This window comes from Bacteroides sp. NGMCC 1.200775 (assembly GCF_040798045.1).
In the GTDB taxonomy this organism is placed as follows: Bacteria; Bacteroidota; Bacteroidia; order Bacteroidales; family Bacteroidaceae; genus Bacteroides; species Bacteroides hominis.
Genome location: NZ_JASCQK010000001.1, coordinates 1236680 through 1253553 on the forward strand (window position 1 = coordinate 1236680; position 16874 = coordinate 1253553).

Here is a 16874-nt window from a genome sequence, read left to right on the forward strand (position 1 = left end):
CCCTCCTAAAAGACTAAAACGGAAACAATAACGGCAACACGAACACCATCACCACGCCCATAATGATCTGCAACGGAAGACCAACTTTTACATAATCCATAAATGTATAGCGTCCTGCCGGCATCACCAATGCATTAGGCGGCGTGGAGAAAGGTGAAGCAAAACACATACTCGCCGCCACCGTCACGGCAAACAGAAACGGATAGGGATTCAGTCCCAACTGTACGGCAGAGTGAAGCGCAATAGGAGCAAGCAGCACCGCAGTAGCCGTATTGCTGATAAACATCGTCATCAGCGAAGTAGTGAAATAGATGCCTGCCAACAAAGCAAAAGGCCCGTAAGTACCCAGACCGTTCACCAATGATTGCGACACCACTTCCGAAGCCCCGGTTTTCTCCAATGCCAATGACATGGGCAACATTCCCGCTATCAATACAATACTCTCCCAGTTGATTGTTTTATAAGCTTCTTCCACATTGCGGAAACATCCGGTCAGCACCATCAGCAGAGCTGCGACAATTACTGCCGTCACAGGGGCCACCGGAATAAAGTCGAACATCATGGTTATAATCATCCCCAACATGATCAGTGCCGCTACCGGTGCTTTATGGTTCAAGGTCACTTTAGCTGCTTCAGCCAATGGTTGCCCCAGAACGACCCATTGCGACTGGTCTTCACCAAGCCTGGCAATGTTTGCCCAACTTCCCTGTACCAGCAAGACATCTCCCGAATGCATTTTTTCATCCTTCAGGTTTTTCAACAAGTAGTCACGCTTGCGCTGAATTCCCAATATATTAATGCTGTAATTCTCCCTGAATCCGGAAGCTTTTACCGGTTTGTTTATCAAATTGGCAGTAGGCAGCAACAAGATTTCGGCAATGCCTATCTCCTGAAAATCGAAACCTTCATCCGTATTATGCAAATTACCTTCCGTCTTATGTGTATCCAATAAAGCCAGACGATTCTCACCGACAAAACGTTTCACGTTCTCAAACTCCCCTAATACATAAAGAATATCTTCTGCTTCAATCAGGGTTCCCGCTTCTGCCATCTCCTGCTTTTTTGTCTTAAAAAAGTGTCGGGATGAAACCGATCGGCGACGCACTTCCAGAATTGTCACATGATACCTCTGCGGAATCCCTAACTCCTGTATTGTTTTACCGACAATTCCTGAAGATTCTTCGACCTCCACCCTATACAGGTTCTGCGATAACTGATATTCCCCCGCCAATTCCTGAAGCGACTTATTCTTATGCTTTCCCCGCGTTTCTTTATCTGTTTTCTTCGTCAGGAATATCTTGCTCAGCGGGATCAGCACAATCAGACCGACAGTAACACATACCAGTCCCACGGGAGTGAAGGTAAAGAAAGAGAGCCGTTCATATCCGGCTTCAATCAAGGCATTCTGTATCACAAGGTTAGGCGGAGTACCAATTAACGTCATCATACCACCCATACTGCTGGCAAAAGCAAGAGGCATCAGCAGACGGCTTACATTGATATTGGCACTCATGGCCATGCTGACCACAATAGGCAGCATCAATGCCACCGTTCCCGTATTGCTGACAAAAGCGCCGATAGCCGCTGTCACCAATATGATCAGTACAAAGAGTTTCAACTCGCTTGTTCCCGCAAACTTCAGGATACGGCTACTGATCATCTTTGCCAGCCCCGTTTGGAAAATAGCTCCGCCCACCACAAACAGACCGATCATCATAATAACAACAGAATTGGAAAAGCCCGAAAGCGCTTCCTCCGGAGTAAGGATATTGAAAAGTATTAATAATACCAGCGCACACAATGCCACTAAGTCAGACCGTACCTTTCCACTCATGAAAAAGGCAGCCGACAGTACGAGAATAATAATCGTTATAGCCATACAATAAAAAGATGGGGTGATTCCATGCTAAAAACAAAAAATCACCCCTGCTTGTTCAACTTATTTCTTCAGCATTTCATCAATTTGATTTACCAGTGAAGTAAATTCCTCTTCGTTATACAAACGAGTCAGCTTCACAATCTTGCCTTCCCGGTCTATCAGTACATTGCGGGTGATACCCGATTCACGCAATGCATATTTTGCAAATATATCCGCTCCCGGATCCAATCCCAACGGATAAGTCACCCCTACCGACTTACCAAATGCAATCACTTTGTCAAGAGGTTCGTCACGATCAATACCGATCAAGGCAAACTCCGGATTGCTTTGATGTTTCAGCCAGATATCTTTCTCTATAAAAGGCATCTCTTTACGACATACTCCGCACCAACTGGCCGTGAATTGCAACATCACCACTTTGCCACGAAGTGCAGAAAGCTCTATCTGCTTTCCATCTGTCAGAGTAATAGTAAAATCGGGGGCCATCTCTCCTACTCTCACAATATATCCTGTGCTGTCTGCCGCAACACTATCCGTTTTCACCACTACACTATCCGCAACAACGGTTGCTTTATCCGCTTTTCCCTGTCCGGAACATGCTGCCATACCCCAAAGAAGCAATGACAGACCACATACATAAAAAAAGTTCTTCTTCATACTTTTCTATAATTAATTGATTTGCAAAAGTAAACAAAGAATCCGATTTATCAAACACTATTTTTATGAAGCATTTTTTGCCAAAGTATTTGCAAGTTTAAAAGTTTTTCCTACCTTTGCACCCGCAAAACAGAAATGACGCCTCTTTAGCTCAGTTGGCCAGAGCACGTGATTTGTAATCTCGGGGTCGTTGGTTCGAATCCGACAAGAGGCTCAATAAAAGAGAAAGGATCAGCAATTGCTGATCCTTTCTCTTTTATTGAATTAATTTCTTTCCGGAACTTACTCCCAAGCTACTCCTCCTTCTTCTTTCTCACGTAATAAGGTACAAAAACAAAAAGAAGAACTTCCCTCACTTTCTTCAAAAACGTATCTAACGAATGATGCTCCAAAATGTCAGAAATATAATTTTAAAATATTCCTTCACCGAACGATTACATATATATTTCATATTATACCGTATTTTATCGGGCATAATCTGTTCTATATATGCCTTGTCGGGATCCGAAGCCTTTCCAAGAATCGTGTTTTCATCCACATATTCAATAGAAGCATAATCCGTAATTCCGGGACGTACGCTCAATACCTTTTTCTGGTCATCAGTATACAAATCCACATACTTACGAACCTCAGGCCGTGGTCCCACCAGACTCATATCACCTTTCAGTACATTGAACAACTGAGGTAATTCATCTAATTTATACTTCCGGATAAAATACCCGGTACGGGTTATTCTGGGATCTCTCCCCCCCACCGTTATCAGTCCCTTCTTATCAGCCCCCACACGCATTGAACGGAATTTATAGACATAAAAATCCCGCCCGTATTGTCCCACACGAAGTTGTTTATAGAAACCGCCTCCTTTACTTTCAAGGCAGATGGCTATATAAAGAAAGAGAAAAACGGGAGAAAGCAGAAGAATTCCCAAAAGGGAAAAAACAATATCAAAAAAACGAATCAAGAAGCTTATCTGTTTAGTGTTTGTAAATATACTATCTGTTTTCTGCGATTACGGTCGTATAGGCCGCCTTTACAGTATCAATAATGAAATTCAATTTTTCACTATCCAGTTGAGGATATATCGGCAATGATATCTCACCCTTAAAATTCTGATAAGCCTGTGGATAATCATTCATATCATATCCCATCGATTTGAAGAACGACAACATCGGCATCGGTATAAAATGTACATTCACAGCCACTTCACGTTTAGCGATCTCGTCAATCATCCGGTCACGTTGCTCTTCTGTAAAGTCTTTCACACGCAAAGCATAAATATGATAAGAGCTTTCCTTTTCTCCATCTACAGAAGGCGGCACAATAGCCCAGTCACAAGTCGAAAAAGCATCATTGTAAGTATTGAACACCCTTTTTCGCTCCTTCAGCAACTCCGGATATTCCCGTATTTGCGCCAGTCCGATGGCAGCATTCACATCGGCCATATTGATTTTCATTCCGAAACCGACAATATCATAACGCCATCCTCCGGCTTTAGATTTCGAAAAAGCATCCTTAGTCTGGCAGTTCAGGCTCATCATCCGGAGTTCTTTATACAGCTCTGCATTATCGAACGGCTTGGGCAAGTTCAAACAAATGGCTCCACCTTCGGCAGTAGTCACGTTCTTCACGGCATGGAGTGAAAAGATAGCCACATCAGTTTCGCAACCGGTACGCTGCCGGTTACTGTAACGTGCCCCCAAAGAATGGGCAGCATCATTCATCACCAAGATACGTCCTAATTTTTCTTGCACCGGAGATTCCGCACGGAACAATTTTATCATTTCAGATTCCTGTACCAGTGCCATGATCTTTTCATAATCGCAAGGAAAACCGGCAATGTCTACCGGGATAATTGCCTTTGTTTTAGCAGTAATAGCTTTACGAACAGCCTCTACCGAGATATTAAAATCCATTCCGGAATCCACCATCACCGGTTTAGCCCCGGCATGAAGCACGGCCAATGCCGTTGCACTATAAGTATAAGCAGGAACAATTACTTCATCTCCCTCCTTCACTCCCAGCCAACGCAACATCATAATAGCTCCTGATGTCCAGGAATTGACACAAAGTACTTCCTTTGCTCCCGAGAAAGATTTTATTTCTTCCTCCAAAGCCTTCACTTTCGGACCGGATGTGATCCAACCGGAACGTAACGAATCAACGACTTCGTTGATGACCGCCTCGTCAATATAAGGTGGTGAAAATGGTATTTTCATGAGTTATATATTTTATAAGAAAAGTAAAATTAACGAACTGTTTTGTAGATTATATCAAGAACTGATTTAGGCATTAATTTAGCCATAGCATACAGCAAAGCATAACAGTCTTCTTTCCATCCAAACCCCAACATTCTATTGACGCGACGACGTAAGGTATAAATAGATTTAGCATGTTTCCACCCCCGCCTTCTTTCGAAAAAGTTTAAATCTAATCTAAATTTGAATAAGTATTCGGGTACATTGGCAAATTTACATCCACTTTTAAAACCCTTAGCCCACATCATAGTATCTTCTCCAAAGTAGGTGTCTTCCGGATATAAACCAGCTTTCTCAAAATATGAACGCCGAAACATCACAGTAGGATGAATCATACAATCCCGCTTTTTAAATAGTTCCAAACATTCCTCATGGGTTGTCGGCATTTTTTTTCGGAAGTATTCTTTTCCCTCATTATCAATTTCTATTGCCCAAGTACCAAGACAATCAACATCTGAATGTGAGTCCATAAATGCGATCTGCTTTGCAAAACGTTCCGGCATGGAAATATCATCAGCATCCATACGAGCAATATAGGTACAATCCTCCTTTTTCAAGACAACATCTAACAACTCATTTAATGAATAAGCCAACCCCAGATTCTTTTCTCTCGTATTTATACAGATTTGTTCTGTTAACAAATTAGTTACATAGGAAGCTACACCATTTTCTATAGGACCATCACAAATAATATATAAATAAAAAGAAGTATATGTCTGATTAAGCAAACTTTCTATCGCTTCTTGAACTTTCAATAAAGTGTCTTTCGCATACAAAGACATGATAACATATAACATGAATATAATTATATAATATCTTTTTTAAATCTGTTAAACTTAAGATCATAAATTGAATACACTACAATCATAAAAGATGGAATGATACCAACGATACAAGACAATATAGCATTAAGTATATCCCTCTTCCTAAAGGAAGTCTTTGAAATATTCTTTTGAGCAAAAGCGATAGCTGTACTATATTTTTTCTCTTTTAAATAATTATATATAATTTCTTTCCATTGTGCCTGATAAATATCAGCCTGCTCTTGAGTCCCCAATATTTCGATATCAGTGGCAAACGTTTGTAACAACTTCCTCTTCACCTCCAACAAAACATCAGTACGAGGTGTATTTCTTATTCCATCAGCACAAATCACTACATCTACATAAGGAAGAATTTCTATTTGATAGAATCTAAATAGACGAATCAAAAACTCCCAATCCTGATGCCGCTTAAAAGAAATATCAAACAACCCCACCTTATTTAATATCTCCCTTTTAATTATTAAAGTAGAACCAGCAGCATAATCAATTTGTGCTGACAACAACTCATAACATGAATTAAAGCAGCCCACGTTTCGACTTACTTTATATATCTTATTTTTATATTTCTTTACGTAATTACAACAAGTACCACCACAATCTGCACTTGAATTTTGTAGAAAATGTATGGCTTCCTTTATTCGATCTTTTAAGAAATAATCATCATCATCAAGAAAAGCAATATACTCTCCTACAGAGTTTTGAATACCTGTATTACGAGCGGCAGAGCCATTCTGATTTGTTTTATGTTTTATATATTTAACTCTATAATCGTTAGCATACCTTTCCATATATTGGATTGTTTCCAATCGATATTTATCACCATCAGAATTGTCATCTACAACCACCACCTCTATATTAGTATAGCTTTGACCGAGTACACTGTCTATAGCTCGTCCCAACATATTGGGACGTTTATAAGTTGGAATAATGACACTAACCAATCCAGAAACCATATTATTCTTACAGCCGTCCATCAACAATTGCTCTATCTAAAAAACACTTTACATCAAAAACAACAGAAATATCATTACCAAGTGCTTTTATATCAATTGTTTTAAACTCATTATGTCCAACCGCCAATATGATAGCATCGTATTTTTTTTCATTAACATTATCAATCATACGAATACCATACTCTTCATACACTTTTTCTGCATTTGCCCAAGGATCATAAACGGAAATATTTTTAGTATACTCTAACAAAGTTGAATATATATCAACAACTTTTGTGTTGCGTATATCAGGGCAATTCTCTTTGAAAGTAATACCAAGTAGTAATATATTAGAATCTTTCACCAATACTCCCTTTTTATTCATCAACTTGATTACTTGATTAGCAACATAATCGCCCATACCATCATTTAATCGCCGGGCTGAAGACATTATTCTTGGTAAGACCCCATACACTTGTGCTTTTTGTATCAAATAATATGGATCAACGCTAATACAATGTCCACCAACTAATCCTGGTCTCAATTTTATAAAATTCCATTTTGACGAAGCAGCCTCAATCACATCATTGGTATCAATATCCATTGCATTAAATATTTTCGCTAATTCATTCATAAATGCAATATTAACATCACGTTGAGAGTTCTCTATGATTTTAGATGCTTCAGCAACTCTGATAGAAGGAGCTTTGTGTGTTCCATTTATCAAAACAGAATTATATACTTTATCTACTATGTCAGCAATTTCTGGAGTAGATCCGGATGTCACCTTCTTTATTTTTTCAACAGTATGTTCTTTGTCACCTGGATTTATTCTTTCTGGTGAATAGCCAGCAAAAAAATCGAGATTAAATTTTAATCCAGACACACGTTCTACAACAGGTAAACATTCTTCTTCAGTAACCCCCGGATACACAGTCGATTCATAAACAACTATGTCACCCTTTGAAATTACTTTTCCCACAGTTTCACTAGCTGATATCAACGGTGTTAAATCAGGGCGATTATTTCTATCGACCGGTGTTGGTACAGCTATTACATAAAAATTACAATCACGTATATCTTCCAAGTTAGAAGTGCATTTAAAACCACTATCTAAAGCTGCTTGTAACAAAACATCAGTAACTTCTAAAGTAGTATCATGCCCCCCCATTAAAGATTCTACTCGTTTCTGATTCATATCAAAACCTATTGTTTGATATTTTGTTGAAAATAAGCGAGCCAAAGGCAGACCTACATATCCAAGGCCAATAACAGCAATCTTCATAATATGATATTTATTTAAATAAGTTGAAATTCATAGAATAAGGAACCAAATCATACAAATGTCCATTAAAACAAATGGTACGGACAAGGTATAATAACAGCACTAAATGAAGGCTGAAATACATACCAATACGCATATGGACATTCTTTATAGATGATATAACGGCTGGAACCAATATGATATACACAAAGAAGAAATAACTATTCATTCGGAGAGTCATTTGAATAAGTACTCCATTAGATTGAAGTAACACTACTAATAATGACAAAAAACAAAAAAGATTCATATTCTCCATTATAAGCTTACTTTTAAAAGAATTAAGCTTATTCCAAAAGATGATAAATAAAATTGAAATGCCCGCAAAAATATAAGTGAATGAGCTTATATGAGTTTCTCGATCTCTTGTCAAATACACAATATATGGAGTATAGGAAATAAGTTTATCTATAGCCAAGCTACCCGCAATAGTCAACAAAAACACAAGTAATTTGCCTTTTATAGATATAGTCTTATTTAATATATAATATAAAGGAATAAAAACTAAAATCGATTCATGAAAGAAGAATCCTCCCAACAAAAGAGAAACGATATACTTAAATATTTTTTTTTGTTCAATATACTTTAATGCAACAATAAAAACAGCGATTGCTAAGTATTGCCTCATCCCATTAAAGGTTGCAATATAAAACGGAGAAATACAATAATAAATAAAAACTGAAATCCAAACACTGTAATTATATCGTTTAATAACATTATATACCAGTATTTGCATGACAACAGCCATTATAAAAAACATGAATTGATAGCTAGCCCCGATATATCGCAAAAAATCTAGAATCAAGTTAAATCCTAATTCTCGACTTCCATACCCCTCTTCAAGATTATATATTTTCACATAATTAATATAATCGACTCCTACATAATACCTAAACCCAGAGAAAATGGAAAAAAGAATAAATACACAAATTAGAAAAAAGCGATTTTTAGTAACACTTCCTAAAGAGCAAAAGACCAGTAAGAAAAAATATATAAGAAAATAAGGAAACATCGACCTTTACCGCAAACCTTTTATATAGTAATAAAACAAAAAAAGAGAAACTATACCTGACAAAATAAATATAGCGCACAAACCATAAACAATTGCTATAACACCCCAATATTGATAAAATATAAGTGAGAAAATAATATATAAAAAGCAAAAAGCATAAGTATTATATCCATTCCACTTTGCTTTTCCAACAGCGAGTAATATATTTCCTAATGGATTCCGAAAAATATATGTAACAAATGTTGCAACCATAAACATCTTATACATATATACACAATCATTATATTGTGCCCCAAATAGATTCTCTACCACAAAATCCCCATATATAATCAATAATAAAAAGACTATAAATGAAATAGGAATTACCACTTTCAGATAGTTATAATAATATCGCTTTAAACAATTACTATCCATATAGTTCCTAGATAAATAGCTAAAATCAGAGATCATCAAAATTCCAGGTAGAGTTAAAAGATTAAAAGGTATTATAGTGGCAACCCTAAAACTTGCTATACTGTGTTCCGGTTCATTCAATATACCTAAAAGCAAAGGAGCAATAGAGAAAATAATCTGGTTAGCAATTGCACTAACACTTGTATGTATTCCATATCCCCAATATTCTTTTTTAGAAATCTCAATCGGGTTACTAAATTGTATATAAGAGATTTTTTTCCTAAACAAAAAGAAAGTCAATAACGGTGCTAATATAAGAGCAGTAATATAGCCATAGTTCTTAAAAAACAAAGTCAAGCAAACCGTCAGTAATAATAATATAACAGAATTGTACACGTTTATTTTAGAATAGGTTCTATTTAAATTTACAATTCGGAAATAACTACGCATTGTTTCTAAAATATAAAAGCTATACAATCCTAGACACATATAAACAATTAAAAGCCACTCATTCTTCATACCCTCAGGTAGAAAAAAAGAATAAACAACTATAATAGCAACAACAATTGAAGTATAGTTTATCCCAACCCTTTGAGTATAATAATAATACTGTTTTTTTTTCAAGAATGAATTCACAATTGAACCAAATCTTAACAACGAATAATTCCCTCCAAATCCTGCAATAACGATTGCTATGGCATATATAGACAATACGTAAGATAATATTCCGTAGTCTTCTTTAGTAAGTAATTGCACAACAATAATAGAAAGTAGTGCGGCACTTATCTTTACCAAAGCTGTAGAGAAAAAGACAGAAAAACCTCCTCTCTTGATAAAACCTGAAATAAAATCTGAATTAATTCTTTTCATTCAAAAAATCCAATTTATAAAAGGGGCTCTCGGAACAATATAACTGATCAGAATAAAGATTCTGTGCCATTTTTATATACTTAGAATTTATATTTGACATTGCATAATACATCTCTGCATACCAAGCTCTTTGTAAATCACTAGATTGGATGTAACTCAACAGAGATTTATTATTTTCAACAAAGTCAATAGCTCGTTCTAATTTATCCCCTATTTCATTATAGTTTAAAATACTTGTAGTTAGTATCTCTGTTTCCCTATTTTTTTTGTAGAGATTCAGCAATCGAGCAAAATCAACAATGTTGACTAACTGATAATCTATATGCCTATTTAAAACAGATAAATCCCTGGAAATAAAACCATTATTAAAAAAGACAGTAGGAAATACAAGTTTAAAAATTATAGGATGAACAATTTTTTCATATACGCAATCAATCAAAAAAGAATTATGTTGTTCTTTCAAAAATAAATTCAAGCAATAATTATCCATTGCCTGCAATTTATTCATCATTTTTCCTTTATTAGTTAATTCCAAAAGTTGATTTATGGAAATAAGACCTTTGTTTATCCAATAGTCTAAATCAAAGTTAAGAAGATGTTCTTTCCTATAGAATTTTAGTAATAGAAGTGTATTCAAAGAATCAATATGAGTATTCAAGGTTAAAGTATTCCTCCAACTCTTACCTGCCACTTTTGATCTAATATGTGAAAAGGGGGTTTTTCCACCATACTCACTTGAATCATGGCAAAACCAAATACCTTCTTTCCATTCAAAAAAATATTTAAATTGTTCATTTGCTATGATTCTGATATTTTTATCTGTATCAAATCCATCTTCACAAGCATACAACAGCGTTCTCAATGCAGAATTTGTCGAACGAAATTGTATATCATAATCTCCTGTAAAGCTACGATGCAATAGTTTTCCATTACCCCAAGTTATACGTCTATCAATGGCTTCTATTATTCTTAATTTATAATCAGAAAGAGATTCTTTTTGAGATTTCTCTATCTCACATAATGCATAAAACATACTTTCCCCACTCATCTCAAAACACCAATCGGATCCTAAACTTCTTGTAATTAGAAACTTTCCATCTAAAGTAAAAATCTGTTTAAATTCTTCGGGAAAACAGATATCACCTATAAGTGACAAACACATTCTTTTCATTTCAGCTGAGTATAAATAGTGTCCCTCAATTCATTTTGTCGTTCCTCAGTAATTATTTCACCTCTAGTAATTAAATCAATAAATTTCTCATTAGGAGCATAAAGAATTTTACGCTGCTCGCATTTATCAATATATTCACTAATAGTGGAAACAACTCTTGCAGGATTTCCTGCTACAACAGAATTAGAAGCTATGTCTTTAGTGACAACACTTCCTGAGCCTATTATCACATCATCACCTACTACAACTCCTGGTAAAATAATACTATTAGCTCCTAAAAAAACACGATTCCCTATTTTAGTCCTTTGTACTCGATACTTACCTGTATGCCAAAGAGTACTAGCATCATGTGCCAATATAATAGATCCTGGTGCAGAAATAAAATCATCACCTATTTCCACTAGTTCTGGAAATAATGTATCAATTAAAGAGTTACTGTAAAAACGTTGGCCATGCTTAAATCTCACTCTAGGAGGATAAATTAAATGATAGACCTTCTTAAAAACTTTCTTTATTATCATATCTTTTCATGTACAAATCCAGCCAATCGTGAATTACATTATTCCATCTAAACTTGTCTATTATTATATCTGAATTCTTACAAGTGAGCTTTTTATAAGGAACAAATTTGTTCAAAACATCATGTAATTCATTTGATATTAATTCCAAACAATCTATTTTCCTATAAAAAACGCCCCACTGATCTAAACAATCATAAGGTAACCACGAACCTGTTATAACTATATTCTGCGCACTTAAATGTTCTAACATCGATCCAGAAAGCATATCTGTAGGTTGTAGCTGAATAAAAATATCAGATGCAACTCTTAAATGTGCAATATCTTCATCAGACAAAAATTGTTCAATTACATTATAATGAAACTTCGAATTAAGAACTGTTTTTTTTATTATACCAATATATTCGGCATCTTTGGGATAGGTTACAGGTAAAAGAAATTCTACCTTATCATGAAAGGGAGACAGCAAAGGAGATCGTTCTATATTCTCTATAATATCAATATGATGTTGTAACCTACTAGCATTATATCCAATAGTTATTACTATTTTGTCTGCACATAATCCTATTTTAGATTTACTAATTCTTGCATTTGCACCACTCCTTAAAATCGAAATCAAACTTTCTAAAGGTTCCAACCCAAAACGACATAAAACGATCTTGGAAAGAAAAGAACTCTTTTGATAACAAGCTTTAAATTCTTCTATAACTTTATCCGATGCAATAGTTATATGATCTGCTCTATTAAATAGCACAGTCATATTTTTTTTCCTATCTTCCGATGCACGTAAAAAATCACTTCCCCATATTGAAACAATTAACTTTCCACGGATATATTTCGAAAAGAACCTAATATCTCGTACTATTATATTCTCAACATAATGAATATGAACTACATCATAAAAATCAAGTCTTTTAATATATTTACGAAACAATATATGTTGATAAAGAACTTTTAAGAAACGATTTTTTTGAAAAAAAGACGGTACTATTAAAGCATAAATATTATTATAAAATTTATCAGAAGGAAAAAAGAGATCTGAACTATCTTGAGAAAGAATATCAATTTCTAAATCTGAATTAAGATAAACTTTTTTTAGAGTCTTCACATAATTGTATATAAACTGATGACTTCGATTTCCAATTATTAGAACCTTCATGCCTATAATAATTGACTATTTATTAATAATTGAGAAATACTCATTCCAATTACCTACATCAATCCAAGATTTTTCACTAACAGGAAAAACCCCTATTCTTCTATTTTCTTTTCTTAGTTTATCTATTAGAGAAGTTATATGATAAAATTGTCCTTCTGGAATCTCATCCAATAAGTTGGGTTCAAGAATATACAGTCCCGTATTTATCTTAAAAGTCAAGTCAGGCTTTTCTACGATTGAATCTAACAGACCATTTTCCTTAGTATAAAGAACGCCATAAGCTATTGGATAATTTTTAAGAGCCGCAACAACAGTCAATTCATTTTTATTTTCTTTGTGATACTTCAGTATCTGACTGTAATCTTCATTAATTATAATATCACAATTGGACACAAAAAAGGTAGTGTGTATTTTATCTCTCATTAATGTTAAGCTACCAGCAGTTCCCAAGGGCACATTCTCTTGAAAATAGTTTATTCGATATGACGAATCTTTGAGAGTAGAAAAATAATGTTTGATAACATCTGCTTTATAATTTACAGAAACATAAAAGTTATTACTTCCACATTTAACAAAACGATCCATAATATCCTCCATAAAAGTTTTCTCTCCAATAGGGATTAATGGCTTAGGAATAATATTTGTTAACGGTTTTAAACGTGTTCCCTGCCCACCTGCCATAATAACTATTGGAAGATCAAACTGATCTATTGGAGCATTATCTTCATTGGGGAAAAGCTCACTCCACATTAAAACTTTAACAAGCCTCCTCTCGGTATTCAGAATTGGAATAAACTCCATTCTATAAGACATCATTAAAGTTCTGATTTCATCAAGGCTTAAAGTGTCGTCAGCAGTAATAATTCTATCTCGTAAAATATTCTTAATAGGCGTATCCAAGGATTTATTACCAATTATAGCGCGTTGAATATCTCCAATACTAACCAAACCGAAATATTCTCCTTCTGAAAACACTAATAAAAGCTTCCTGTTACATTTATCCATTTGCTCCAATGTATGCAATATGGAAACATTTATATCCACAATCAACTGTTGGTAATCCATTTCTTTAGTATCTATTAATACCGTTTCCTATATACTCTTAAGCTCCCTCCATTACTTGTACACATACTATTTGCTTCTATTACTCTATCAATGTAACATAATGCATCAATCTGACAATCATCTTTTATTTCAAGTCCTTGAAATACAAAAGAATTTGCACCAAATAAACATCCATTCCCAATTTTTACATTACCACTAATTCTGGCTCCCGGATTAAAGAAACAATCAGAACCAACAACGACATCATGCCCAATAGTCACATTGTAATTAATCAGATTTGAATTTCCAATAAGAGCATTGGAAGAAATAACAGCATTAGCAGCCAAATAATTACCCTTACCTAATATAGCTGAAGGAGAAATATAAGAAGATGGATGAATGACATTATCAAGTACACTGTTAAATCCACCAAAAAGATCAACAAACCGTAAGCGTAAAGTTCTGTTGGTAAATCCTATAATATAATGAGAAACCTCAATTGTAGATAATCTATCTAATAAAGACGAGTCTCTAATATAAGTTTGTAAAATAGGAGGTTCTTCATCTGATATAACGTTATAAACAGCAAAATATTTATCCTTAAAAAACTGATCTACAGTTTCTCGGATTTCCAAGGCAGTACTACTACCACCAACAATAAAAAGAGTAGGTTTCATCACTAAATAGTACCGTTATCAACAAATATATTTTGTCCTGTTATAGAGCAAGCTTTCTTTGATAATAGAAAAGCGACAGTTTCTGCCACAGAACGTACATCAGTAGCCTGTTTTAAAGAAGTCCTTTTGTAAATACGATCTTTCTGTTCTTCTGTTAAAGAAGAGCTCATCGCCGTTTCCATAAAACCAGGTACCACCACATTAGAACGAATACCTAACTGTCCCCATTCTCTAGCAGTATCTTTGGAAAATGCTTCTAATGCCCCTTTACTAGAAGCATACATAGATAACCCTTTATACCCTGTATGAACACTTATAGAAGATATATGTATTATACTTCCTTGAATATGATGTAATAACATATTACGAATTGCATATTTAGTCAACAGCATCGGAGAGAATACATTCACGTTATACATTACCCTTAACTTATCTATTTGTAAGTTGGTAATAATATCATCATAAGCCACAGCTGCATTATTTACATAACCATCTAATGGGACTGAGTTAGTAAGAAACTCTTTAAAAATGATCTTGTGAATATTGGTCGTATCTGAGAGATCAACACTTTTAAAAAAGAGTTTACTTTCATATTTTTCTTCAAGCATTCGGAATTCATTCGAATAACTACGAGAAACTCCATAAACAATATGTCCTTCCTCCAACAAAACTCTACAAATCTCAAGGCCCACCCCACGAGAACAACCTGTAACTAATATATTCATGTTCGTTTTAATTTTCCTGTTCTTGTTAATGCTATATTCTCCACAAATTTTATTTTACGTGGAATTTTAAACTCTTGTAACTTATCAGCCAACCAGTGACGAATATCCAATTCAGACAAACTACATCCCTCCTCAATCTTTATTTCAGCGCAAAGAATATTACCTAAAACAGAATTTGGTTTGCCATAAACAAAAGCCTGTTGAACACCATCAAATTGCATTATGACGCTCTCAACCTCTCCAGGATTTATTTTATACCCACCAACATTTATCAGTTCATTCTTACGACTTTTAAAACGAAATAATCCTTTATCAGAGTCAATCCATTCTATTAAATCACCAGAATGGTAATAATCTCCTACACATGAAAAGCTATCAGATTTACCCAAAAGAGAATTATGAATTAATAATTCTTCATCCTCAACTTTAATCTTATCCTTCAATTCGACTGGAATCTGAAACAAATCTCCTTTTGCTGCAAACAAAGAACCAGCTTCAGTTGAAGCATATATATTATTTATTCGAGCATTCGGAAATATCAAAAGCATTGATTCATAAAGTTTAGTATTAGATTTCTCCCCTCCTAAAGTCACTCTACACACTTCAGGATAAGATTTCTCTACTGGTAACAATAAACGATAAAAGGTAGGAGTAGCAGAAATATGAGTTACATGGTATTCCGAAAGCAATTCATATACTTCAACTCGATTTTTATTAAAAACATTTATTAAAGCATTTTTATTTGCAAAAGCCTGAAAAAAGACTTGCAAACCAGCCATGTGAGTCGGGTTAAAAGCAAAAGCCCATATTTGAGATTGATATTTAAAAGAAACTCTTGTCGAACGAGTCAACGTTTCAATAGTATGCACTACTTTTTTAGGCTGCCCTGTGGTACCAGATGTGAATATAGTTATTTCTGATTTTGAGGTTAAAACACTATTTATCAGATCATCTATATCTGCTTTATCATCAAAAAGAATATTCTTAGGCTTGTTTATATCTGTATTTTCTATTCCTTCTAATTCATTCATTTTAGTATCTGAGTCTAAAAGAATTAGAGGCTGATCGGAAATCAAAGATAAGATCATATTCAAAAAGAAATCATATAAATTATTCGTCTGCATCAGTGGAATGTATGACTTTGCTTCATTTATCCGTTGCAACAGATCTTCATAAGTATATGATTTATGTTGATCTACTAAAAACAGCCCCATATTAACGTAACTTCTCAATTATTTCACCAACAGTATTTACTAACCCATCCTCGAAAATATCAATATCAAATTCATCCTCTATTCGAACGGTAAGTTCTGCCAAATCAAATGAAGTAAATCCAATATCATCTCTTAAAGTATCACTTAAGTTAATAGCACTCAATTCTGACAAATTTTTAGCTTTCCTTATCCCATTGATAATAATTAAAATCTTCTCTTCCAT

General features: G+C 34.6%; 17 protein-coding genes and 1 tRNA gene. 1 reads left to right on the forward strand and 17 read right to left on the reverse strand.

The features are described from left to right. Positions 1 to 13: 13 nt before the first annotated feature. Positions 14 to 1879 (reverse strand): SLC13 family permease, encoded by a 1866-nt coding sequence (locus tag QK890_RS05380; RefSeq protein ID WP_022011514.1) that lies wholly within the window; start codon positions 1877 to 1879, stop codon positions 14 to 16. A gap of 60 nt (positions 1880 to 1939) precedes the next feature. Continuing rightward, positions 1940 to 2536, reverse strand: coding sequence for a TlpA disulfide reductase family protein (locus QK890_RS05385; RefSeq protein ID WP_005776111.1), 597 nt, complete (start codon positions 2534 to 2536; stop codon positions 1940 to 1942). Between the two features lie 140 nt (positions 2537 to 2676). Between QK890_RS05385 and QK890_RS05390 the strand changes: the two genes are divergently transcribed. Beyond that, a tRNA-Thr gene (locus QK890_RS05390) sits at positions 2677 to 2750 on the forward strand. Positions 2751 to 2909: 159 nt separating this feature from the next. Here the strand turns inward: QK890_RS05390 and QK890_RS05395 are convergent. Genes QK890_RS05395 through QK890_RS05465 form a run of 15 tightly spaced genes read right to left on the reverse strand, consistent with a single transcriptional unit; the run spans position 2910 to position 16874 of the window. Then, on the reverse strand, positions 2910 to 3497 hold the full coding sequence (locus tag QK890_RS05395) for a sugar transferase (RefSeq protein WP_005776110.1): 588 nt from the start codon (positions 3495 to 3497) through the stop codon (positions 2910 to 2912). Between the two features lie 31 nt (positions 3498 to 3528). Then, entirely contained in the window at positions 3529 to 4752 is a 1224-nt protein-coding gene (locus QK890_RS05400; RefSeq protein WP_032530178.1) for a DegT/DnrJ/EryC1/StrS aminotransferase family protein, read from the reverse strand. A gap of 29 nt (positions 4753 to 4781) precedes the next feature. After that, positions 4782 to 5588 (reverse strand): glycosyltransferase, encoded by an 807-nt coding sequence (locus QK890_RS05405; RefSeq protein WP_032539823.1) that lies wholly within the window; start codon positions 5586 to 5588, stop codon positions 4782 to 4784. An 8-nt stretch (positions 5589 to 5596) separates the two neighbouring features. Further along, on the reverse strand, positions 5597 to 6589 hold the full coding sequence (locus tag QK890_RS05410) for a glycosyltransferase family 2 protein (protein ID WP_233481279.1): 993 nt from the start codon (positions 6587 to 6589) through the stop codon (positions 5597 to 5599). Further along, positions 6576 to 7832, reverse strand: coding sequence for a nucleotide sugar dehydrogenase (locus tag QK890_RS05415; protein ID WP_005795347.1), 1257 nt, complete (start codon positions 7830 to 7832; stop codon positions 6576 to 6578). The genes QK890_RS05410 and QK890_RS05415 overlap by 14 nt, the downstream gene beginning before the upstream one ends. A gap of 10 nt (positions 7833 to 7842) precedes the next feature. Continuing rightward, positions 7843 to 8880, reverse strand: coding sequence for an EpsG family protein (locus tag QK890_RS05420; RefSeq protein ID WP_022011138.1), 1038 nt, complete (start codon positions 8878 to 8880; stop codon positions 7843 to 7845). Positions 8881 to 8886: 6 nt separating this feature from the next. Continuing rightward, a complete protein-coding gene (locus QK890_RS05425; RefSeq protein WP_367627236.1) occupies positions 8887 to 10143 on the reverse strand; it encodes a lipopolysaccharide biosynthesis protein in 1257 nt (418 codons plus the stop codon). After that, positions 10130 to 11314, reverse strand: coding sequence for a hypothetical protein (locus QK890_RS05430; protein WP_137570016.1), 1185 nt, complete (start codon positions 11312 to 11314; stop codon positions 10130 to 10132). The genes QK890_RS05425 and QK890_RS05430 overlap by 14 nt, the downstream gene beginning before the upstream one ends. Beyond that, positions 11311 to 11835: a DapH/DapD/GlmU-related protein gene (locus tag QK890_RS05435; protein WP_005776101.1), complete on the reverse strand. Its 525-nt coding sequence runs from the start codon at positions 11833 to 11835 to the stop codon at positions 11311 to 11313. Before QK890_RS05435 ends, QK890_RS05430 begins: the two co-directional genes overlap by 4 nt. Continuing rightward, positions 11813 to 12991 (reverse strand): glycosyltransferase, encoded by a 1179-nt coding sequence (locus QK890_RS05440; RefSeq protein WP_022011135.1) that lies wholly within the window; start codon positions 12989 to 12991, stop codon positions 11813 to 11815. The genes QK890_RS05435 and QK890_RS05440 overlap by 23 nt, the downstream gene beginning before the upstream one ends. A gap of 15 nt (positions 12992 to 13006) precedes the next feature. Continuing rightward, positions 13007 to 14056, reverse strand: a complete 1050-nt coding sequence (locus tag QK890_RS05445; protein WP_022011134.1) for a nucleotidyltransferase family protein — start codon at positions 14054 to 14056, stop codon at positions 13007 to 13009. Positions 14057 to 14070: 14 nt separating this feature from the next. After that, positions 14071 to 14712 (reverse strand): acetyltransferase, encoded by a 642-nt coding sequence (locus QK890_RS05450; RefSeq protein WP_005795360.1) that lies wholly within the window; start codon positions 14710 to 14712, stop codon positions 14071 to 14073. Between the two features lie 2 nt (positions 14713 to 14714). Beyond that, positions 14715 to 15437, reverse strand: coding sequence for an SDR family oxidoreductase (locus QK890_RS05455; RefSeq protein ID WP_022011133.1), 723 nt, complete (start codon positions 15435 to 15437; stop codon positions 14715 to 14717). Beyond that, entirely contained in the window at positions 15434 to 16651 is a 1218-nt protein-coding gene (locus QK890_RS05460; RefSeq protein ID WP_022011132.1) for a fatty acid--CoA ligase family protein, read from the reverse strand. Before QK890_RS05460 ends, QK890_RS05455 begins: the two co-directional genes overlap by 4 nt. 1 nt (position 16652) lies before the next feature. Further along, positions 16653 to 16874, reverse strand: coding sequence for a phosphopantetheine-binding protein (locus QK890_RS05465; RefSeq protein WP_022011131.1), 222 nt, complete (start codon positions 16872 to 16874; stop codon positions 16653 to 16655).

What these genes read in the sequence shown, in the direction of transcription:
- QK890_RS05445 (WP_022011134.1), bottom strand. Translation starts at nt 14,056, where the DNA reads ATGGATTACCAACAGTTGATTGTGGATATAAATGTTTCCATATTGCAT.
- QK890_RS05440 (WP_022011135.1), bottom strand. Translation starts at nt 12,991, where the DNA reads ATGAAGGTTCTAATAATTGGAAATCGAAGTCATCAGTTTATATACAAT.
- QK890_RS05410 (WP_233481279.1), bottom strand. Translation starts at nt 6,589, where the DNA reads ATGGACGGCTGTAAGAATAATATGGTTTCTGGATTGGTTAGTGTCATT.
- QK890_RS05380 (WP_022011514.1), bottom strand. Translation starts at nt 1,879, where the DNA reads ATGGCTATAACGATTATTATTCTCGTACTGTCGGCTGCCTTTTTCATG.
- QK890_RS05455 (WP_022011133.1), bottom strand. Translation starts at nt 15,437, where the DNA reads ATGAATATATTAGTTACAGGTTGTTCTCGTGGGGTGGGCCTTGAGATT.
- QK890_RS05465 (WP_022011131.1), bottom strand. Translation starts at nt 16,874, where the DNA reads ATGGAAGAGAAGATTTTAATTATTATCAATGGGATAAGGAAAGCTAAA.
- QK890_RS05460 (WP_022011132.1), bottom strand. Translation starts at nt 16,651, where the DNA reads ATGGGGCTGTTTTTAGTAGATCAACATAAATCATATACTTATGAAGAT.
- QK890_RS05420 (WP_022011138.1), bottom strand. Translation starts at nt 8,880, where the DNA reads ATGTTTCCTTATTTTCTTATATATTTTTTCTTACTGGTCTTTTGCTCT.
- QK890_RS05415 (WP_005795347.1), bottom strand. Translation starts at nt 7,832, where the DNA reads ATGAAGATTGCTGTTATTGGCCTTGGATATGTAGGTCTGCCTTTGGCT.
- QK890_RS05425 (WP_367627236.1), bottom strand. Translation starts at nt 10,143, where the DNA reads ATGAAAAGAATTAATTCAGATTTTATTTCAGGTTTTATCAAGAGAGGA.
- QK890_RS05430 (WP_137570016.1), bottom strand. Translation starts at nt 11,314, where the DNA reads ATGAAAAGAATGTGTTTGTCACTTATAGGTGATATCTGTTTTCCCGAA.
- QK890_RS05400 (WP_032530178.1), bottom strand. Translation starts at nt 4,752, where the DNA reads ATGAAAATACCATTTTCACCACCTTATATTGACGAGGCGGTCATCAAC.
- QK890_RS05450 (WP_005795360.1), bottom strand. Translation starts at nt 14,712, where the DNA reads ATGAAACCTACTCTTTTTATTGTTGGTGGTAGTAGTACTGCCTTGGAA.
- QK890_RS05405 (WP_032539823.1), bottom strand. Translation starts at nt 5,588, where the DNA reads ATGTTATATGTTATCATGTCTTTGTATGCGAAAGACACTTTATTGAAA.
- QK890_RS05385 (WP_005776111.1), bottom strand. Translation starts at nt 2,536, where the DNA reads ATGAAGAAGAACTTTTTTTATGTATGTGGTCTGTCATTGCTTCTTTGG.
- QK890_RS05435 (WP_005776101.1), bottom strand. Translation starts at nt 11,835, where the DNA reads ATGATAATAAAGAAAGTTTTTAAGAAGGTCTATCATTTAATTTATCCT.